The organism is Rhodobacteraceae bacterium LMO-JJ12 (assembly GCA_021555075.1).
Taxonomy (GTDB): Bacteria; Pseudomonadota; Alphaproteobacteria; order Rhodobacterales; family Rhodobacteraceae; genus JAKGBX01.
On the sequence record JAKGBX010000002.1, the window covers coordinates 459,435 to 479,814 of the forward strand.

The 20,380-nt window shown below is 58.8% G+C and carries 18 protein-coding genes; 5 read left to right on the forward strand and 13 right to left on the reverse strand.

The genetic code is table 11. From position 1 onward, the window contains the following. The first annotated feature begins 301 nt into the window (after positions 1 to 301). Positions 302 to 1,870 carry a Hint domain-containing protein gene (locus LZG00_14210; GenBank protein ID MCF3595145.1) on the forward strand — a complete coding sequence of 523 codons (1,569 nt, stop codon included), beginning with the start codon at positions 302 to 304 and terminating at the stop codon, positions 1,868 to 1,870. 16 nt (positions 1,871 to 1,886) lie between these two features. Further along, a complete protein-coding gene (locus LZG00_14215) occupies positions 1,887 to 2,975 on the forward strand; it encodes a Hint domain-containing protein (GenBank protein MCF3595146.1) in 1,089 nt (362 codons plus the stop codon). A 6-nt stretch (positions 2,976 to 2,981) separates the two neighbouring features. Here the strand turns inward: LZG00_14215 and LZG00_14220 are convergent, their stop codons facing one another. Beyond that, the gene (locus LZG00_14220) at positions 2,982 to 3,626 is read right to left on the reverse strand and encodes an RluA family pseudouridine synthase (protein MCF3595147.1); all 645 of its coding nucleotides are present in this window, start codon (positions 3,624 to 3,626) and stop codon (positions 2,982 to 2,984) included. 100 nt (positions 3,627 to 3,726) lie between these two features. Here LZG00_14220 and LZG00_14225 point away from each other — a divergent pair, with 100 nt between their 5' ends. Next, on the forward strand, positions 3,727 to 4,137 hold the full coding sequence (locus LZG00_14225; protein ID MCF3595148.1) for a nuclear transport factor 2 family protein: 411 nt from the start codon (positions 3,727 to 3,729) through the stop codon (positions 4,135 to 4,137). A 132-nt stretch (positions 4,138 to 4,269) separates the two neighbouring features. Here the strand turns inward: LZG00_14225 and LZG00_14230 are convergent, their stop codons facing one another. The 8 genes from LZG00_14230 to lepB all read right to left on the reverse strand — a co-directional run bounded on the left by LZG00_14230 (position 4,270) and on the right by lepB (position 13,539). Continuing rightward, a complete protein-coding gene (locus LZG00_14230) occupies positions 4,270 to 5,676 on the reverse strand; it encodes an FAD-binding oxidoreductase (protein MCF3595149.1) in 1,407 nt (468 codons plus the stop codon). A gap of 91 nt (positions 5,677 to 5,767) precedes the next feature. After that, the gene (locus LZG00_14235; GenBank protein ID MCF3595150.1) at positions 5,768 to 6,856 is read right to left on the reverse strand and encodes an acyl-CoA dehydrogenase family protein; all 1,089 of its coding nucleotides are present in this window, start codon (positions 6,854 to 6,856) and stop codon (positions 5,768 to 5,770) included. 14 nt (positions 6,857 to 6,870) lie between these two features. Beyond that, complete coding sequence (locus LZG00_14240) at positions 6,871 to 8,067, reverse strand: acyl-CoA dehydrogenase family protein (protein MCF3595151.1); 1,197 nt, start codon at positions 8,065 to 8,067, stop codon at positions 6,871 to 6,873. A gap of 12 nt (positions 8,068 to 8,079) precedes the next feature. Beyond that, positions 8,080 to 10,194, reverse strand: coding sequence for a 3-hydroxyacyl-CoA dehydrogenase NAD-binding domain-containing protein (locus LZG00_14245; GenBank protein ID MCF3595152.1), 2,115 nt, complete (start codon positions 10,192 to 10,194; stop codon positions 8,080 to 8,082). Positions 10,195 to 10,491: 297 nt separating this feature from the next. Beyond that, positions 10,492 to 10,824, reverse strand: a complete 333-nt coding sequence (locus LZG00_14250) for a DUF1491 family protein (GenBank protein ID MCF3595153.1) — start codon at positions 10,822 to 10,824, stop codon at positions 10,492 to 10,494. A gap of 99 nt (positions 10,825 to 10,923) precedes the next feature. After that, the gene (gene era, locus LZG00_14255; protein ID MCF3595154.1) at positions 10,924 to 11,829 is read right to left on the reverse strand and encodes a GTPase Era; all 906 of its coding nucleotides are present in this window, start codon (positions 11,827 to 11,829) and stop codon (positions 10,924 to 10,926) included. Positions 11,830 to 11,931: 102 nt separating this feature from the next. Further along, positions 11,932 to 12,615, reverse strand: a complete 684-nt coding sequence (gene rnc / locus LZG00_14260; GenBank protein MCF3595155.1) for a ribonuclease III — start codon at positions 12,613 to 12,615, stop codon at positions 11,932 to 11,934. 87 nt (positions 12,616 to 12,702) lie between these two features. After that, entirely contained in the window at positions 12,703 to 13,539 is an 837-nt protein-coding gene (lepB, locus tag LZG00_14265; GenBank protein ID MCF3595156.1) for a signal peptidase I, read from the reverse strand. Positions 13,540 to 13,910: 371 nt separating this feature from the next. Here lepB and LZG00_14270 point away from each other — a divergent pair, with 371 nt between their 5' ends. Together LZG00_14270 and LZG00_14275 are read left to right on the forward strand one after the other, a co-directional pair. Then, positions 13,911 to 14,912: a sterol desaturase family protein gene (locus LZG00_14270; protein ID MCF3595157.1), complete on the forward strand. Its 1,002-nt coding sequence runs from the start codon at positions 13,911 to 13,913 to the stop codon at positions 14,910 to 14,912. Further along, complete coding sequence (locus tag LZG00_14275) at positions 14,909 to 16,015, forward strand: acyltransferase (GenBank protein ID MCF3595158.1); 1,107 nt, start codon at positions 14,909 to 14,911, stop codon at positions 16,013 to 16,015. The genes LZG00_14270 and LZG00_14275 overlap by 4 nt, the downstream gene beginning before the upstream one ends. A 126-nt stretch (positions 16,016 to 16,141) precedes the next feature. Here LZG00_14275 and acpS read toward each other — a convergent pair whose 3' ends face one another. From acpS to LZG00_14295, 4 genes are all read right to left on the reverse strand, one after another. Beyond that, the gene (gene acpS, locus LZG00_14280; GenBank protein MCF3595159.1) at positions 16,142 to 16,576 is read right to left on the reverse strand and encodes a holo-ACP synthase; all 435 of its coding nucleotides are present in this window, start codon (positions 16,574 to 16,576) and stop codon (positions 16,142 to 16,144) included. After that, a complete protein-coding gene (locus tag LZG00_14285) occupies positions 16,573 to 17,322 on the reverse strand; it encodes a pyridoxine 5'-phosphate synthase (GenBank protein MCF3595160.1) in 750 nt (249 codons plus the stop codon). The genes acpS and LZG00_14285 overlap by 4 nt, the downstream gene beginning before the upstream one ends. Before the next feature lie 154 nt (positions 17,323 to 17,476). Further along, positions 17,477 to 18,142, reverse strand: a complete 666-nt coding sequence (locus LZG00_14290; protein ID MCF3595161.1) for a DUF2062 domain-containing protein — start codon at positions 18,140 to 18,142, stop codon at positions 17,477 to 17,479. A 49-nt stretch (positions 18,143 to 18,191) separates the two neighbouring features. Then, positions 18,192 to 20,372 (reverse strand): bifunctional (p)ppGpp synthetase/guanosine-3',5'-bis(diphosphate) 3'-pyrophosphohydrolase, encoded by a 2,181-nt coding sequence (locus LZG00_14295; protein ID MCF3595162.1) that lies wholly within the window; start codon positions 20,370 to 20,372, stop codon positions 18,192 to 18,194. Positions 20,373 to 20,380: the final 8 nt, after the last annotated feature.

The window sequence follows — 20,380 nt, forward strand, 5'->3', positions numbered from 1 at the left end:
TTGATGGCAGAATTCCCCAAGCCCTAGCGGAGAATGTGCTGCGGCGCAAACCAGCGATGCCTTCTTGTGATTGTTGCTGCCATGCCGCGCCGCGTGGCGATGAAATAATCAGGCTTAACATCGCGTGGTCGGGCGTGGTAACCTTTTGGCAATAAACACCCGAGGCAGGGTTCTATCTGAGGGCGAAAACGCCCCGCACGAGCAGTGAAGCGTAAGAAGCGCTATGACAAAGCAGGGGCAGGCTCCCGGCTTTTGATGTGCATGTGCCGTGTCTCACCAAAAAGCGAGGGGTGAGCAGGCAATGGTTTCGGCATCGGAACTTCCGATTAACACGAGTGCATCGGCTACGCAGATGGCACAGACCATTTTTGGTGATGGTGTAACGGTGGTGAGCGCATCCTATACAGGCGACTATCGCTCGTCAGGCACCTATTCGAATGGCGATACAATCTCGCCCGGCGTCACGCCGGGGGATACCGGTATCATCCTGTCGACCGGATATGCGGAGGATTTCACCAATTACTGGGGGTCTTCGAACCACTCGAACAGCACGTCAACCAACACCCGTGGTGTAAACAACAATTCGGACTTCAACGCCGCCGCAGGAGCGCGCACCTATGACGCCTCTTGGCTGGATGTGGATTTCATTCCCGACAATGACACGATGACGATGCAGTTCGTCTTCTCTTCGGATGAATTTCCAGAATTTGCCAATTCATCCTATCAGGATTTTGTTGGAGTCTGGGTCAATGGTGTGCAGGTTGAAATGGCGGTAGGATCGGCCAACCCGGGCAACCTTGTCGGCGGTATCAACCAGAACCTTTATGTCGACAACACCAACGACGACTATAACACTGAGATGGATGGGTTCACCGTTACCATGACGCTGAATTTCCCTGTCACGGTGGGGGTGGTGAACTCGATCCGCATCGGGATCGCCGATGTTGGCGACACTAACTACGATTCCAACCTTCTGATTGCTGGCGATTCGGTGCAGACTGTAATCATTGCAAATGACGACATCCTGCATCTGCCGGGCACGTCCACCAAGACCATCGACGTCTTGAACAACGATTTTGTCGCAAGCGGCGGCACCCTGACCATCACCCATATCAACGGTAACGCAGTGGCCGTAGGCAGCACAATCTCGCTGGCCACCGGGCAGACCGTGATGCTGAATGCCGACGGCTCGTTCACCGTGGTCGGCGACGGCAATGACGAGTATTTCAACTTTACCTACACCGTGTCGGACGGCACCAACGAAGACACCGGCTTTGTTCTGGTCGACAGTGTTCCCTGTTTTGTCGCCGGTACCCTGATCGAAACAGCGGATGGTCCGCGCAAGGTTGAGCGGCTCGAAGCCGGTGATCAGGTGTTGACCCAGGATCATGGCATGCAGCCGCTGCGGTGGCTCGGGCGACGCCGGGTCGCGGCGAAAGGTGATTTTGCGCCGATCTATATTGCGCCGGGCACATTCGGCGAGCATGGCGCGGTGGCGGTTTCGCCGCTGCATCGCATATTGTTGCGCGACAGCCTGGCCGAGCTTCTGTTTGGCGAGCGCGAAGTGCTGGTGGCGGCGAAAGATCTTGTCAACGATACCAGCGTGCGGCCCATCGAAGGCGGGTATGTAGATTATGTTCATCTGTTGTTTGATGATCATCAGGTGGTTTTTACCGAAGGCTTGGCAACTGAAAGTTTCCTGCCCGGTCCACAGGTCAAAAACAGCTTGGAAGCCGAGATGATCAACGAGATCTGCACGCTTTTCCCCGAAATCGACCCAGAAACCGGCGAGGGTTATGGCCCGGCGGCCCGACGCACGCTCAAAGGTTTTGAAGCGCGGCTCTGGGCGGTGAAAGCCAAGGTGGCATAGGAGAGCGGCGCGCAAGATGGCCTGGATTGCAATATCGGATGCGACGGAAAGTCGGTTTTGCCCCGAAGGGCTTGGGCCGCAGGATCCTGCAGAGTCGTCTCGGCTCAATGATGGCGTATTGCCACAAGGCAGTCTGATGGTGGAAACGCGCCTGTCGCCGGATGGGCGGGTGCAAACGCTCTTGTCCTTTGAACGGCTCTATCCGCGCCCTTACAAGTTTTCCATTCAGGCGGTTCCCGGCGGTGGGTTGGTTTTGGTGATCGCAGATGGTGACAGTGTTTTCCATACCGCGCTGCATCATGACAGCCAGGATCGCGCCGACATCCTGCGCATCACTTATTCCTGGGATGTGGCACGCGGTTGGGGTCGGCTTGCGATCGAGCGACCGGAATACGACCGGGTTGCCGCGGTTGAACTGACACATGCGCCACCTTTGCAATTGGAAGATATCCGCGTGATTTCGACAGATGCGCGGCGGCGGCATCTCGACATGGATGTGCTGTTCTTTGCCGTCTCCGACCGGGTGGAACCGATTGGGCCGATGCCAAGCCTGACCGGTGACGTTCCGCTCCTGTGTCAGGGGCGGTATGAAATGGCAAGCAAGCTGAGGCGCGGTGATATCGTCGAGACTCTGGAATCGGGCCTATCGCCCGTTTTGCAGGTGGTCAGGCGTACGGTTCCGGCCTTTGGATCATTCCGGCCCGTGCGATTGCGCGCGCCGTACTTCGGCCTGTTGCGTGATGTGACCGTGGCCCCCGATCAGCGCCTTGTCGTGGGTGGTTCCGAGGTTGAATACACCTTCGGTCGCGAGGCAGTTCTGGTGCCCGCCCGGCATTTGGTCAATGGGATTTCAGCGATTGCCGTGTCAGGTATGGTGACGATGACGTACGTGCAGGTGATCCTGCCGCGCCACGATTCGATTATTGCGGCGGGATGTCCGCTGGAAAGCCTTTTTGTTGGGCGGATCCGACGCAAGCCCGCGCAGTTGGGTGCCTCGCTGCTGGCGCCTTTCCAGCGCGCACTCTTGCCCGAACATGCGCGCTCAGCCTATCTGATGGTGAAACCGTTCGAGGCGATCACGCTGATGCAGCGCCGCGCCGCCTGATCAGCCTTAGAACGGCGCCTTGGCATAGAATCGCATACCGCGACCACCATCGGGATGACGCAGGCGCAGCTCTTGAGCATGCAGCATCATGCGCGGAAATTCATCGGCATCGTCGGAATAAAACGGATCGCCCAGAATCGCGTGACCAAGCGCCATCATATGCACACGCAATTGGTGACTGCGTCCTGTCTTTGGCATCAGCTTTACGCGGCTCTCACTCGTTTGCGTTTTGAGCACCTTGTAGTCGGTGAGCGCCTGTTTTCCGGTTTCATGACAGACCATTTGACGCGGGCGATTGGGCCAATCGACGATCAGCGGAAGATCGATGGTGCCTTCCGGCTGGGTCATCTGGCCATGAACCCTTGCGACATAGGTTTTCTTTGTTTGCCGTTTTTCGAATTGCAGGCCGAGGTGGCGCTGGGCGTGGGGCGAGGCGGCGAAGATCATCACGCCCGAGGTGTCGCGATCAAGCCTATGCACCAGAAGCGCGGTGGGAAACGCAGCCTTTACCCGAGATAGCAGGCAATCGGCAAGATGGTCGCCCTTGCCCGGCACGGAAAGAAGACCCGCGGGTTTGAGCACAGCGATCAATTCATGATCTTCGTGAAGAATCTCGAGAGGGTCGGTGGGGGGGGCGTAGCTGTCATTCATCCTCGCGGTCTAGCGCGGCGACGGCGCCCCGGCAACCCGACGTCAGGCTTGCGAACTTGACGTGATCACAGGCAGATTGTTCCAAGAGAAGGAGAATGCCATGCACCCAACGATCGTAAAAATGCAAGAGGTTGTAGCCTCAGGTGATGACAAGAGGATCATCGAGCTTCTGTCGCCCGATGTCGTTTTCCTGCCACCGACCTATTGGGCCAGTTGGCGCGGAGCGGAGCCGGTAGCAGCGGTCTTGGGGCATGTCGGACAGGTATTTTCCGATTTCACCTATCGTCGTGTGATGGGCGAGGGCAATGACTGGGCGTTGGAATTTCAATGCAAAGTTGGGGAGTTCGATGCTGTTGGTGTCGATCTGATTACACTGGGCGCGGACGGGTTGATCGAGACGTTTGAGGTGGTGATGCGTCCGCTGAAAACCATTAGTGCGCTGCGTGACGAGATGATGGCGCGCATCGGGCGCGACCCGCGGTTTCTCGAATATCGCAAAGCGCTGGGCTGACTCGGCGCCAATTCTGTTTCTTGGCAAGAGCAATCACTGACATGCCTCTGTCGCGGATGTGCCGCCTGCCACTCTGGCGCAACGGGTAATAACCCTGACTGGCAACCGAGGCGCGAAGTGAGGCGTGATCCTTTAGTTCGGCGGCAAGACCTTTCCGGGATTGAGAATCCCATTGGGATCGAGAGCGGCCTTGATCGCCCGCATGGCGGCCATCGCTTGGGCGTTCTTGCGTCGCGCCATTGAGGGCAGCTTTGACGTGCCAATACCGTGTTCGGCGGAAAAGCTGCCGCCAAGTTCGAGCACGATCTCTTCGACGGCTTCCATGATATAGTCAACGCGCGCGGGGTCCTGGCTTTTCGGCCAGACCGCATAGTGCACGTTGCCATCGCCGAGATGCGAAACCACCATGGCGCGCGCGCCCGGGTCAACTTGTTGCAGCATCGCGTTGGCGCGGGACAGAAAGGTATCGACCTTGTCGAGCGGCACGGCGATGTCGTTGTTCTGAACGGGTTGGTGCGACAGCGAAACCTCTGCGGCGGCCTCGCGACGCGCCCACATCTCACGGCGCTGGGTCTCGTTCTGGGCCACTACGGCATCAATTACGTCGCCCGTCTCGAACATCCCGCTCAGAACGGATTCGAAATAGCTTACGATTGGCGGCTGGCCGTCCGGGCCCGGATCGGCGTCGCGCGGGGCGGTGGCACCGACCTCGACGAGTATATTGATCTCGTGGGGCGCCTCGAACGGCTCGCGTGCACCCTTGATCATTTCAAGATGGCGCTCGATATAGGCGCGCGGCATGTATTCAAATGCCTCGACCGCACCGCCAGTAGCCTGTTGTAGTCTGTTGAGCAGTGACAGCGCCTGATCGAGCGCAGGTACGGCGACCATCGCAGTTGCATAGGCGCGCGGTTTCGGCACCAGTTTCAGCACGGCGGCGGTGATGACCCCGAGCGTACCTTCGGCACCGATCAGCAGATGTTTGAGGTTGTAGCCGGAATTATCCTTATGCAGTTCTGACATCAGGTCCATTACTTCACCCGTCGGCAGGACCACTTCGATTCCGAGCACCAGATCACGTGTATTGCCATAGCGCAGCACGTTCGAGCCGCCTGCATTGGTGGCGAGATTGCCGCCGATCATCGCCGAGCCTTGCGCCCCGAAGGTGAGCGGGAACATCAGCCCGTGTTCTTCTGCCGTGGAGCGCAGATTGGCCAACACCACGCCAGCTTCGACAACGGCGATGCGGGCCTCTGGGCGGATTTCGCGGATCGCGTTCATTCGCTCGAGCGAGAGCATGATTGCCCCCTCGGCGCGCGCCCCTCCGGCCAGACCAGTGTTACCCGAGATAGGCACAACTGGCGTGCCGGTCTCATTGGCCAGTGTCACAATCTGTGACACTTCATGGGTGTTGGCGGGGCGCACCACAGCAAGCGGTGTCCAATGATAGGATTGGGTGAAATCATGGGAATAGCGCGCCATGTCTGTGCCACGCAAAACGTGCACATCGCCAACTATGGCTTTGAGTTTGTTGATCATGGAGTGTCTCCCTTGCGTGCAAGATTGGGGCGGGGCGAGACGGAAGACAAGGGGGGAGGATGGGCCGGAGATACCCCCGGCCCAACTCTATTCAGGCCGCGCGGCTGGCGTTGATAAAACGGGCCAAGTGGAAATCCTGATCGCCCCACTCATGGTCGATCAGGATGAGGCGCTTGGCAAAATGGCCGAGATCGAATTCCCAGGTCATGCCGATACCGCCATGCATCTGGATTGATTCCTCGGCTACCAGACGACCGATACGGCCGATCGAATACTTGGTAGCGGCCAGCACGCGGTCGCGCTCGGGCTGTGGCTTTTCCAGCGCTGCGGCAGCATTGATCACTGCTGAGCGTGCCTGTTCGATCTCGAGCAGCATTTCCGCCATGCGGTGTTGTAGCGCCTGAAACTTGCCGATTGGTACGCCGAATTGCTTGCGCTGGCGCAGATAGTCGATGGTCATTTCGCGGATCGTCGCCATGATGCCAAGTGCCTCGGCCGAAAGCGCGACGATGGCGCGTCCCGAGGCAGCATCAAGTGCGGAAGCCCCATCTTCGACCAGCATCTCGCCGGGCGCGCCATCGAGTGTGATCTCGCAGGCCTGGCCACCATCCACCGTGTTGTATTCGCGAAGCTCGATCGCGTCGGGCGCGACGAGAAAGAGCGAAATACCCGCGTCGGTGCGCGCAGAGACGATGAATCCGGCACAGCCTGAGGCATATTTCACCACCGATTTGGTGCCGCTTAGGGCATAGCCATCGCCGGATTTGACCGCTTTGGTTTCGACTTCGGTGAGGTCATAGAATGCCTGAGGCTCTTCGGCGGCAAGCGCGTAGCGCGCTGAACCGGCGATGATCTCTTCTACAGCATCCATCTTGCCTGCGGCTGCAAGGATCGGGCCGGGGACTAGTGCGTTGTCGAGCGCTGGTTCGTTGACCAGTCGCTTGCCAAGTTCCTCGAAAACTACGGCGATATCGAAGCCTTCGCCGCCGAAACCGCCCTGATCTTCGGGAAACAGCGCTGCAATTACGCCCAGTTCAGCCAGACCTTCATAATGCGCAGGTTGAAAGCCGGGTGCGGCGTTGCCCGCTTCGACACGCGGCGCTAACGGATATTTGTCACGCAAATAGCGCTCGATCGTGTCGGCGAGCATCCGGCGGGTATCGGTGTGGGTGAAATCCATCTTGTTTGTCCCCTTCAGAGCCCTGTTATCATTTTGGTGATGATGTTTTTCTGAATTTCATTCGAGCCGCCATAGATCGTCGTCTTGCGGTGATTGAAATAGACGCCGGTGGCATTATTGAAACCTTCGGGAGCAACGTGCGGACCGTTGTAACCAGGCTCGTCAACTTCCGGCGTCAGCGCCGTCGCAGAGCGACCGAGCGCGCGGCGGGTGAGATCGGTCAGTTCCTGCTCGATTTCGGTGCCGAGAATTTTCAGCATCGAGCTTTCGGGCCCCGGAACGCCACCGGCTTCTGCTTCGGCCAGAACCCGCAGGTTGGTAATCTCCATGTTCATCAGGTCGATCTCGACCCGCGCCATACGGGCCGCGAAGAGCGGATCTTCGGAGAGTGGTTTGCCGCCGCGTTTCTGCGAACGCGCCAGCGCCTTCAGGCGGTCCAGCTCCTGATTGGACTTGCCGACACCGGCGATGTTGGTGCGCTCGTGGGTCAAGAGATACTTGGCGTAGGTCCAGCCTTTGTTTTCTTCACCGACGAGATTCTCGGCGGGCACCTTCACGTCGGTGAAGAACACCTCGTTGACCTCGTGACCGCCATCAATGGTGCGGATCGGGCGCACTTCGATGCCGGGGCTCTTCATGTCGATCAACAGGAACGAAATGCCTTCCTGCGGCTTGCCCTCTTTCGATGTGCGCACCAGGCAGAAGATCCAGTCGGCATATTGGCCCAGCGTGGTCCAGGTTTTCTGACCGTTGACGACATAGTGATCGCCGCTGCGCACTGCCGCGGTCTTGAGCGAGGCGAGATCAGAGCCCGCACCCGGCTCGGAATAGCCCTGGCACCACCAATCGGTGCCGTCGCACATCCGTGGCAGATAATGGTCCTGCTGTTCCTTGGAGCCGAATTTCATCAGCACCGGCGCCAGCATCTTGAGCCCGAAGGGCAGGATGCGAGGGGCGCAGGCGCGGGCCATTTCATCCTCGAAGATAAACTGCTTCACCGGGCCCCACCCAGCGCCGCCGAATTCGGTGGGCCAGCCATAGGTGAGCCAGCCCTTGTCGTTCAAGATAACCTGCCAACGCACCATGTCGTCTTTGGTGAGGGGCGCGTCATTGCGGGTTTTGGTGGCAAGATCCTCGGGAAGGTTATCGGCCAGCCAGTTCCGCACTTCGGTGCGGAAATCCTGTTCTTCCGGAGTAAAATTCAGGTCCATGATAGGGTCTCCTCAGCCAGCGGCGCGTTTGTTGAGGTCATCGAAGGTTTCGCCCTTCTCGACCATATCCACGAGCAATTGTGCCGGTTTCCAGAACTTGGGGTTTTCTTTTTCGAACTCACGCAGATCGGCCAGCACATTGTCCAGCCCATACATATCGGCGTATTTCATCGGCCCGCCGCGATAGCGCGGGAAGCCGTAGCCAAAGAGGAACGTCACGTCGATATCGGAAGGTTTGAGCGCGATGCCCTCTTCCAGCACCTTGGCGCCTTCATTGATCATCGCGGCGAGGTAACGGCGGATGATCTCTTCCTCCGTGAAGTCGCGCGGCGTGATGCCAAGATCGGCGCGTGCATCGGTGATGATTTTCTCGACCTCGGGGTTGGGGGTGCCGCGGCGGTCGCCTTTGGCGTAGACATACCAGCCCTTGCCGGTCTTTTGACCGAACCAGCCCTGTTCGCAAATCCGGTCGGCGATGGTGCCATTGTAGCGATCATCATTGGCGCGTTTGGCGGCGTTGTTCTTGCGGTTGGCCCATCCGATATCAAGCCCGGCAAGATCGCCCATGGCGTGGATGCCCATGGGATAGCCGAAGTTGACCAGGGCTGCGTCGATCGCATAGGGCGATGCGCCATCTTCGACCATATAGGCCGCCGAGGTGGCGTATTTGCCAAGGATGCGGTTGCCGATGAAACCGTCGCAAAGACCAGCGCGCACCGGCACCTTCTTCATTTTCTTGGCCAAATCAAAGCCCGTGGCGATCGCATCATCTGCTGCTTTCGAAGGAATCACGATTTCCAACAACCGCATGATATTGGCGGGCGAGAAAAAATGCAGGCCGATCACATCCTGTGGGCGTGAGGTGGCCGAGGCGATCTCGTCGATATTGAGATATGAGGTGTTGGAGGCGAGAACAGCGCCGGGTTTGGCGATCTTGTCGAGCGTGCCGAACACCTCCTTCTTCACATCCATGTTCTCGAACACCGCTTCGATGATGAGGTCGGCATCCGACAAATCGTCATAGGAGGTGGAAGGGGTATAGCGCGCCAAGATGGCGGCCTTTTGCGCTTCGGTCTTGCGGCCCTTTTCCACGTCACGGGCATAGACCTTTTCGACGTTCTGAATGCCGCGCTGGATGCTTTCGTCATCGCGCTCTACCATGGTGACGGAGAGGCCAGCATTAAGCGCGGCAACGGCGATACCCGCACCCATGGTGCCGCCACCGATGACTCCGATCGTTTCCAGCGGGCGCGGATTCGCGCGGCCGTTTTCGGGCACCTTGGCAGAGGCGCGCTCGGCGAAAAAGGCATGGTTGAGGCCCTGTTGCTGCGGCGTGCCGAGGCAGGACATGAAGGTGTCTTTTTCGAAGATCGACGCTTCTTTTAGCGAATGATTGAGCGAATATTCCATCGACTCTACCATCTTGGCCGGAGCGAAGAGACCGCGGGCTTTCTTGACGATCCCGTCGCGGGCGGCTTGCAGGGCTGCGGCGTTTTCTGCGTCTGACCCAAGCCCGTCGCTGCGTTCCGAGCTCTTGCGCGGGCCCTTGCCCTCGGCGATCAGTTCGCGCGCGTAGCTCTTGGCGTCGTCAAGCAGGTCTGTCTCGGCCAGACGGTCGATGATGCCGAGCGAGAGCGCCTCCTGGGCGCCGACCTGGCGGCCGCTGACCATGATATCGAGCGCTGCAGCGATACCAGCGACGCGGGGCAGGCGGATGGTGCCACCGGCGCCGGGCATGACGCCGATCAGAACTTCGGGCAGGCCGACCCGGCCCTTGGGATCGGCGATGCGATAATGTGCGCCGAGCGAAATTTCCAAGCCACCGCCGAGTGCTGTGCCATGGATCGCAGCAATAACCGGCTTTGTGCATTCTTCGATGCGGGTGCAGACCTCGAACAACGCGGGCGGTTGCGGTGCCTGGCCGAATTCGCGAATATCAGCCCCGGCGGGAAAGGTGCGGCCTGCGCCAATTATGATCGCGGCCTTGACGTCAGCGTCGGCATCAATCTGCGCCATCGCGTCAAAAAGCCCTTTGCGCACCGCAGTGCCAAGCGCGTTGACCGGCGGATTGTTGACGGTAACGATGGCAATATCGCCGTCGCGCGTGAGAGTGACCTGATCGCTCATATTTCGAATTCCCTGATTTCCTCCGGTGTCGGGCAATCCCGACACGCGCCCTACTATGCCTGTTGCGGTGCCGTCGGGGCAACAGCGGTGGTGAATGAATCACCTTCCCCTCGCCAGATTTGACGCGGCGTTACAGCAACGGGGATTGGGGGGAGGGTGAGTTTCAATCCTACCTTAAAACGGTTCTACCTAAACCTGAGGTATGGTGAGGTATGGTCAAGTTGAAACGCCGCGCAAGAGATCAATGTTGCGGGTGTTTTCTGGCAAACCCGTGATTCTGATTTATCTTGAAACGCTTTAGTCGGCGAGACCGGGTTCATCGAGCAGGTGGCGGCCCTGACGATCTTCGACCTCGATCACCCAAAGATCGGGATCGAAGCTGCGTTGCTTGGCGATGGAGCGGTCGACATCTTCTTCGGGACCGTCGGAAAGTACATCCCATTTGCGCGCACCGCTCATCAGATCGAAGGCGCGGTGGAAGGACCGGGCATTGCCATCAAGCGTGTTGAGCTTGACCAGAACGGCGCCGGCGGTGTCATCGCCATGGGCAGTGACAAAAGCCGGGATATCATGGAGCCGCAGGCGCGCAAGATAGGCGTGAATCCAGAAATTTGCGGTGAGGCGTGTCATTTTGATTTGGCGGGAGGGCAGCCCCTCAGACCACAGAGAAAGCTGGGGGGCCAGCCCCCCAGACCCCCCGGGATATTTTGGGCAAGATGAAAGTGTGGATCAGTTGCCATCTTTGAAATCAAGGCCCATTTCGGAGTAGCGCTCGCTTTCTTCCAGCCAGTTGGGGCGGACCTTTACTTGCAGGAAGAGGTGGATTTTGCGGCCGAGGAATTCTTCCAGCTCTTGGCGCGCGAGCGTCGAAATCGCCTTGATGGTTTCGCCTTTCTTGCCCAGCACGATGCCTTTGTGGCCGTCGCGCATGACGTAGATGATCTGGTCTATGCGTGCGGTGCCATCGTCGCGTTCTTCCCAACTCTCGGTTTCGACCGTAAGTTGGTAGGGAAGTTCCTGATGCAGGCGCAGGGTGAGCTTTTCACGGGTGATTTCGGCGGCGATCATGCGCATGGGCAGATCGGCAATCTGATCTTCGGGGTAGAGCCACGGGCCCTCGGGAAGCCGTGTGGCGAGCCAAGTGCGCAAAGCCTTTACACCATGGCCTTTTTCGGCGGAGATCATGAAGGTTTCGGCAAACGGGAAGCGTTCATTCATCTCTTTGGTGAGGCTGAGAAGGTTGGGCGCTTCGACCTTGTCGATCTTGTTGATGGCCAGCGCGATGGTGCGCCCCTTGGGCATTTCAGCCAGGCCTTCGAGGATTTTCTCGACCCCTTCGGTGATGCCGCGATGTGCCTCGATCAGCAACACGACGATATCGGCATCCGCAGCGCCGCCCCATGCGGCGGCGACCATGGCGCGATCGAGTCGGCGGCGCGGACGAAAGAGGCCCGGGGTGTCGACGAAGACGAGCTGTGCCTCGCCTTCGAGCGCGACGCCGCGGATGCGCGCACGGGTGGTTTGCACCTTGTGGGTGACGATGGAAACCTTGGCGCCCACCATTTGGTTGGTGAGGGTCGATTTGCCCGCGTTGGGCTCTCCGATCAGGGCGACAAAGCCGCAGCGAGTGGTCATGGGTGGGTTCCGTGAGCTGTGATCCACGCGCAATAGTGGATTTGTGACGGTGTTACCAGCGGGGATTGCGGATGGCTATGAAAATAAGGCGTGGGTGGCTGATCAGTCGCGTTCGACCCGGTCCAGAAGTGCCTTGGCTGCGGCCTGTTCCGCCTGACGTTTGGAGGCCGCTGTGGCTTCGGCCGATTGGCCGCTGTCGAGCCGAGCTTCGATGGTGAACGCGGGGGCGTGATCGGGGCCGGTGCGGGCGGTTTCGATGTAGGATGGCGGCTTTAATCCGCGCGCTTGGGCCCATTCCTGAAGGGCGGTCTTGGGGTCGCGGGCGTCGGCGTCGACGGTTGAGATACGTGCGCTCCAGAGCCGCAAAATCAGGTCGCGCGCCGTTTCAAACCCGGCGTCGAGATAGACCGCGGCAATCACCGCCTCCATGGCATCGCCCAACAGCGCCTTCTTGCGCCGCCCGCCAGACATCATCTCGGAGCGGCCTATTTTCAAAACCACGCCCAGATCGATTTCGCGGGCGATATCGGCGCAGGTTTCCTTGCGCACGAGCGCGTTGAAGCGCGGCGCAAGCGTGCCTTCGGACGCCGAAGGATCGTGTTCGAGCACCGCTTCGGCCATGGTCAGGCCGAGCACGCGGTCGCCCAGAAACTCCAGCCGCTGATTGTCATCGCGCGTTGGTGACGAGATCGAGGCATGTGTAAGCGCGCGGATTAGCAATTCCGGTTTGGTGAACTTATGCCCCAGCCGGGTTTCGAATTCCTTAAGCTCGCGTGCTAGCTTCATAAGACGCACTTCCCGCCGCGAAGGGAGGCGTGAATCCGGCCCCTTGCGAGGGGGGTGGTGAGGCTATGTCCCTTGCGGAAGACCAAGTTACTCGATCGCCTTGAAATACCGATCCGAGCGCCAGGTCCAGAAATAGAGCATTGAGCGTCCGGCAGAGGAGAACATGATCCGGTCGGCGCGGCCGATCAGGTCTTCGAACTTGACGGTGCCGACGCCACCGGCGGTCTGGGCAAAGCGGCTGTCGGTCGAATTGTCACGGTTGTCGCCCATGAAAAAATACTCGCCTTCAGGCACGGTGAACACACTTGTATTGTCTGCACCCGAGAGGCCGATGTTCAGGATCGAGTGTCGGGTGCCGCCGGGCAGGGTTTCGTAAAGTCTTGATTTTTCACATATTCCGCCATTTCCCAGGGTGCCGTTTTCGCAACGTGGTCGGTTGCCTTCGGGGCCTTGGGGGGCCATGGGCTCAACGAAGGTGCCGCCGTCTTCGAGTTTGACTGGTTCGCCGTTGATATGCAGCACGCTGTTTTTCATCTGAACCTTGTCGCCGGGCAGGCCGATCAGGCGCTTGATGAAGTCGGTGCCATTTACAGGGTGGCGGAAGACCACGACATCGCCGCGCTGAGGTTCGCCGGCCCAGATGCGAGTGTTGTCGGAACGCATCCAGCCGCAGATGTTCTTGGCGTCGACATCGACGCCTAAACTCGGGATGCGGATCGAGGGGCAGGAAGCGTAGGAATAGCCGTAAGCCATTTTATTCACAAACAAAAAATCGCCGATCAACAGCGTGTCTTTCATTGAACCGGAGGGTATCCAGAAGGGTTGAAAGAACAGCGTACGGAAGATACCGGCGATCAGCAGCGCATAGACGACCGTCTTGATCGTCTCGATGACGGCGCCGAAAAAGCTGCCTTGTTCGCTCATGGCCCGATGCTCCCTGCCTGTGTGCCTTGGCGCTTCATGCGGCGCGGCGGCGGGGGTGTCAAGGTTTGCTCGCCCGGTCAGAGGTTAACGGCACCGCACGGCACAAATCAGGGGGGTGATTTGCGTATGACTTGCGGCTGACATCCGGCTGCCGTGCAAAATAGGAAGGTTAACGGCCCGGTAAGGTTAATGCGGTGTGCGGTGGGTGGCGAATGAGAGGGGAGACTCCGGTGCTGTGCGGCTGGGTTTTCCATGGCCGTCAGGCTCAATGATGATGGTGCTAAAAATTCGGCACTCATTAGCCTCGTTGCTGCCACACTCGACCTGCAAGTTGTGGTGAAAATCTTCAGAGGTCATCTTCAGAGGTCATCATGGAATTGCTGCAGCAGTTTTTCTCGTCAGTGCTCATGAACTTTACGAGTCTTCAATCACGATTGGCGGCTTTTTACCTGTTGCTCACGGTATTGATCGTCGCGGTTCTGTGGCTTGCGCGCGGGCGACCAACGAGTTTTGTGGCGTATTTGCTGCCCAAGGAAGTGTACCTTCACAAATCGAACCTCGTCGATATCAAGATATTCCTTTTCAATTCCCTTCTTTCCGCGTCCGGGTTGTTTGCTGCGGTAACCATGACGCCGCTGATGACGACGAAGGTGCTGAACGGGTTATTGACGTTAACCGGCGCGTCGATTGCGCCTGTGGAGCTCACCTTTGGCAAGCTGGCCTTGGCTACGCTCATCATGATCCTGACGCTGGATTTTTGTAAATATTGGGCGCACCGGCTACATCACGAAGCGGCGATCCTGTGGCCTTTCCATGCGTTGCACCACTCTGCCGAGATCATGACACCGCTCACCGCCAACAGGAATCATCCGGTGTTCATAGTCCTGCGCTTGTTGATTTACACCGTTGTGGTTGGAATCGTGCAGGCGCTGGTGCTTTTCCTGCTTATGGGCAAGATCGAGATTCTAACCATTGGCGCGGTGAACGCGGGGTATTTCATGTTCAACGCGCTTGGTTCCAATTTGCGGCACAGCCATGTTTGGCTCAGCTATGGGCGGGTTCTTGAGCATGTGTTCATTTCCCCCGCGCAGCACCACATACACCATTCAATTGAGCGCAAGCATTTCAATAAGAACTATGGCGAGGTTTTCGCGATCTGGGATCTGATGTTCGGAACCCTTTACGTGCCGAAGAACTATGAAGCGCTTACTTATGGTCTGGTCAGCAATAGTGGCAAACCGATTGAACAGCCTTATCCGAACCTGCGATCCGCTCTCTTGCACCCGTTTGCTGACAGTTGGCGGGCTTTGTGGAAGGGGACTTCGCGTGACCCTCGCAGGGCAAGCATCCCTGAGGAGCAGTCGGCATCATGACGCGCGGGCTGTCCATTTGGCTGGATGCGCTGCGGGTCTGGGCGACGATTGTTGTCGTCATTTCCCATGTCGCCTATCCAAGGTTTACGCGCGGGGATTACATCTTTGTCCGTGAACTCAATTTGGGAAGCGACAGTGTCATCGTCTTTTTCGTGATATCCGGGATGGTCATTGCCTATGCCGCCGGACGCGACAAAACTCTTTCGACCTACGCCTTCAACCGCTTGACCCGCTTGCTGACAGTGCTTGTGCCGGCGCTTTTGCTGACGTTCATTTTTGACCAGATTGGCAAGTCGATCGGGCCAGAGGCCTATGGTCGCTTTTACAATCCCGCATCGCTTGGCGAACTGTTGGCGCGCGGTATGACCATGTCAAATGAATGGGGCCTCTTCGAACGTGTGCGCTTGGGGACCAATGGGCCCTTGTGGTCACTCAGCTATGAGGCTGCTTTCTACGTGATCTTTGCAGCGGCCTTCTTCTTGTCGGGTGCGCGCAGGGTTGCCGCCGTGCTTCTGATCTCTTGGGCCGTAGGTCCGCGCGTTCTTTTGCTGATGCCCGCCTGGTTGATGGGCGTTTGGCTTTGGAACTGGGTTGCTGCAAACGGGCCTGATCGCTTGTCTATCGGCAGAGCGCGGCTGTTTGCATGGGGAGGTCCGGCATTCTACGTGATGTGTCTGTGGTTGGGTGTTCCGGACATTCTGGCGGCGCAAACGGGCGCTTTTCTGGAACCACAGAACTATCGTGTTGTGCTTGGCTTTTCGGATGAGTTTTTGTGGAACGGGATGATTGGCGCGATGACCGCAGTTCATATCATGGGAATGGCGCGGCTGTTGAACGCCTATCAAACCAACCATCGGCGTATCCGCTGGTGGGCAGGTGCAAGCTTTTCCATCTACGTGACGCATTATCCCGCGCTTCATCTGATTGATGCCGTTTTCCCCGCAGAAACGCTTGCACGGGATGGTTTGTTGCTTGTGGGGTCTATTCTGGTCGGGTTGGGATTTGCGTATATCTTTGAGCGCCGCATAGCAGGGTTTCGCGAATGCGTTCGTGCGCTGTTTGCTGGGCTACGCTCGGGGCGCGAAGCAAAGCCGATCTTTTAAAGCCAGCATCGCAGCGGTCGTTGCCTGAGCCACACAAGCATCGATAGCTTGGGGGCAGGCGCGCGGCCCAGCAATATTGCGGCCAACTGGCATCAAACCTGCGCCTTGGATCAAAGGCAAAGCGTCTTAATGTGCGGATCGTGGCGGGGTGGTGGCGGCGGTATCAACCGGGCGGGCTTCGATCAGAACGAATGCCTGCGCCCAAGGGTGATCGTCGGTCAGGGTAACGTGAATGATGGCCTCGTGCCCCGGCGGGGTCATTTCGGCCAGCCGTTCTTTGGCCCAGCCGGTAACATGCATGACCGGCTGACCGGTGTGCAGATTGCTGACGGCCATGTCCTTCCACGAGATGCCCATGCGCAGGCCGGTTCCCAAAGCTTTCGAGCAAGCCTCTTTGGCGGCCCAGCGTTTGGCGTAGGTGCCGGGCGTGTCGGCGCGGCGTTCGGCCTTGGCCTGTTCTATCGGTGTGAACACGCGGTTGCGAAAGCGGTCGCCGAAACGTTCGAGTGTTCCCGCGATGCGGTCGATATTTGCCAGATCAGTGCCGATACCGAGGATCATGCGCGGGCTTCGTCCATCAGGCGGCGCATTTCGTGGATTGCGGGGGTGAGGCCGAGAAAGATCGCCTCGGCAATCAGGAAGTGGCCAATGTTGAGCTCCATCACCTCGGGGAAGGCGGCGACGGGTTTGACCGTCTCGAAGGTGAGGCCGTGGCCGGCGTGGACTTCGAGCCCGAGGGAATGGGCGAGCGCGGACATCTCGCGCAGGGCGGTGAGTTCTTCGTCGCGGGCCTTGAGATTGCCCTCGTAGTGCAGATCGCAATAGGCGCCGGTGTGCAGTTCGATCACTTGCGCGCCGATGCGCGCGGCGGCTTCGATCTGGGCACGGTCGGCACCAATGAACAGCGACACGCGACAGCCTGCGTCGCGCAGGGGGGCGATGAAGCGGGCGAGGCGGGTTTCGTCGCGGGCCACGTCGAGGCCGCCTTCGGTGGTGCGCTCTTCACGCTTTTCAGGCACGATGCAGACCGCGTGCGGCACATGGCGCAGGGCGATTTTCTGCATTTCGTCTGTGGCGGCCATCTCAAAATTGAGCGGCACGGTGAGACCCGCCATCAATTCATCAATGTCAGCGTCGCGGATATGACGGCGGTCTTCGCGCAGATGCGCCGTGATGCCATCGGCCCCGGCTTTTTCCGCTAATTTGGCGGCGCGCAGGGGCGAAGGGTAGGCCGAACCGCGTGCGTTGCGCACCGTGGCGACATGATCAATGTTCACACCAAGGCGGAGTTTGCCCGAAGCTGTCATTTTCTTGATTCCCGAATTCTCATTTCGCCAAAAGGCTAATGGCTTTTGAGAACGGGGGACAGGGGCAATCCCTGGGGTGCGCGCGACACATCAAGGTCGTGGGCCGTTTTAGACAAACGCGTGAGCGAAGTTTATCTTTGAACGCTTTGGGCGGTCAGTCTTTGAGTTTGGCCTTGTCCTTGGCCTTGGCGGCGGCGCGTTTGGACTTGATCGCGTCGAACTTGGCTTTGATCCGGCCTGTGCGGCGTTTTTGATAGGCCTGAATCAGCGGAACGGCGAGGTAATAGCAAACCGTTGCGGTGACAATTCCGGGAAGAATGCCGCCGATCATGTAAGGAAAGAACACTTCGTCATAAAAGACCGAGAGACCGCTCCAATCTGGAGTGTCATGCGTGAACATGGACATGAAGTTGTGCCACAGATCATGCCCGGCATCTGAAAACTTGCCGCCGAGCGAGCGTTCGACATGTTCGGGATCAAACTCGGTCCCTAAGAGCCAGTGGCCGGTTGAGAGCGCGACCACGGCAATCGGCACATATGTCAACGGGTTGCCGAAGAAGGTGGCCAGAAGGGCGGCCAGAATATTGCCCTGCATGACGAAGGCAATGAGCGCGGCGACCAGGAAATGCAGGCCGTAAAAAGGTGTGAAAGTGGTGAAAACACCGGCCCAGATGCCGCGCGAAATCTTGTGAGGCGGATCAGGCAGACGGTGCAGGCGATGGCGAATATAGCGCGCGGCGCGCAGCCAACCACCGCGGGGATAGATGAACTCGCCCACGATTTTCCAGATCGGGCGTTTGTCGCGTCGTTTGAAGACCAATGGTCTCCCCCCAAGTCTTGTGTCTCGCCCGGAAAGGGCGACAATTGGTTCAGTTCGCCGTTTCGCCAGACGGTTGTTTCTCGCCCTGACTGCCGCCTGTGCCCCCTTGTAGTCCGGCGAGGGCGGGATCGCGATAGCGTTCGATCGCGGCAACATCACTTTCGGCTTCAAGCACCGAAGTGAGGCGATGCAAATGTTCGGCATCGCGCAGATCGACATCAGCGAGAAGCCTGAAGAAATCGGGTTTCCTGTCGAGGAACCGCAGGTCGGAGATATTGGCCTTTTGTTCGCCGATCAATGTGCAAATCCGCCCCAGAACGCCGGCATCGTTGCCGATGGTGAGATCGAGTGTCACGGAATAGATAGGCGGGTGCTTGCCCGGTTGCCAGTGCAGATCGAGCCAGCGCTCCGGTTGATCCTCAAAATTCATCAGGGTTGCACAATCAATGGCATGCACCACCACGCCACGGCCGCGATAGGTGATTCCGACGATGCGTTCGCCCGGCAGCGGCTGACAGCAGGGGGCGCGGTGCATTGACTGATCCGCAGCAAGGCCGATGACGGCGCGTTCGGAGCTGATCTCGGCGCCGTCATCGGTCGCGAGTTCGGGATAGAGCGCTTCGATCATCTTGCGTGATGTGAGTTCGGCACTACCCAAACGGGCCAGAAGCTCATTTCGCCCGGAAAGACGGAGCTTTTTGGCGGCGGTCACGAGCGCCTTGTCGGTAGCACGCTTGCCGACATGTTCAAACGCGGCGCGGGCCAGTTCGCGCCCGAGTTTGATGTAACGTTCGCGGTCAACCTCGCGCAGGGCGCGGCGAATCGCTGTCTTGGCCTTGCCGGTGGTGGCGATATCGAGCCATGTGGCCTGGGGCACCTGACCTTCGGCGGTGATGATTTCGATGGATTGGCCGTTCTTGATGCGGGTCCAGAGCGGCACGCGCATGTTGTCGATCTTGGCCCCAACACAGGCATCGCCGATGCGGGTGTGGATGGCATAGGCGAAGTCAATCGGGGTGGCACCGCGCGGCAGTTTGACCACCTCGCCCTTGGGGGTGAAGCAGAACACCTGGTCGGCATACATCTCAAGTTTGACCGCTTCGAGAAAATCCTCGTGATCGTCATCGTCCTGAAGCCGTTCGGTCAGGCCCGCGACCCATTTGGCGGGATCAACAGCAAACGGGTTTTCCGACGGCACGCCGTCGCGATAGGACCAATGCGCGGCCACGCCCGATTCGGCGACATCGTGCATTTGATGGGTGCGGATCTGAACCTCGACCCGGCGGCCATCGCGGCCCGAAACGGTGGTATGGATCGAACGGTAGCCGTTTGATTTTGGCTGGCTGATGTAATCTTTGAAGCGGCCCGGCACGGCGCGCCAGCGGCGGTGAATCACGCCGAGGATCGCATAGCAGCTTTCCTCGGTATCGGTGAGGATGCGGAAACCGTAGATGTCCGAGAGACGCGAGAAGGAAAGCTCTTTCTCCTGCATCTTGCGCCAGACCGAATAGGGCTTCTTCGCGCGCCCCAGTACCATGGCGTGGATATGGGCCTTTTTCAGCTCGGATTTCATATCGGAGGTGATGCGTTCGACAACGTCTCCGGTCTCGCGCTGAAGCGTGATGAAACGGCGCATGATCGAGGCGCGCGCTTCGGGGTTGAGGACGCGAAAGGCGAGATCTTCGAGTTCTTCGCGCATCCATTGCATACCCATGCGCCCGGCCAGCGGGGCATAGATATCCATGGTTTCACGCGCCTTTTGGACCTGCTTTTCGACACGCATGGCGCGGATCGTGCGCATGTTGTGCAACCGGTCAGCCAGTTTGACCAGGATCACCCGCATATCACGCGACATGGCGATGAAAAGCTTGCGGAAGTTTTCGGCCTGTTTGGTTTCGGTCGAAGAGAGCTGAAGATTGGTCAGCTTGGTGACGCCATCGACGAGATCGGCGATATTGCGGCCAAAGCGGGCTTCGACCTCGGGGTAGGAGGCGATGGTATCTTCGATCGTGTCGTGCAGCAGCGCGGTGATCAAGGTGGCATCATCGAGCCGCTGATCAGCGAGTATCATCGCCACTTCGACGGGATGGGAGAAATACGGCTCGCCCGAGTGGCGATATTGGCCGTCATGTGCGGCTTTGCCAAAAGCATAAGCCGCACGAATCAGGTCTTCGTTGGTTTTCGGATTATAAGCGCGGACCCGTGTGATCAGGTCTTCGACAGGGATCATCCACGTCG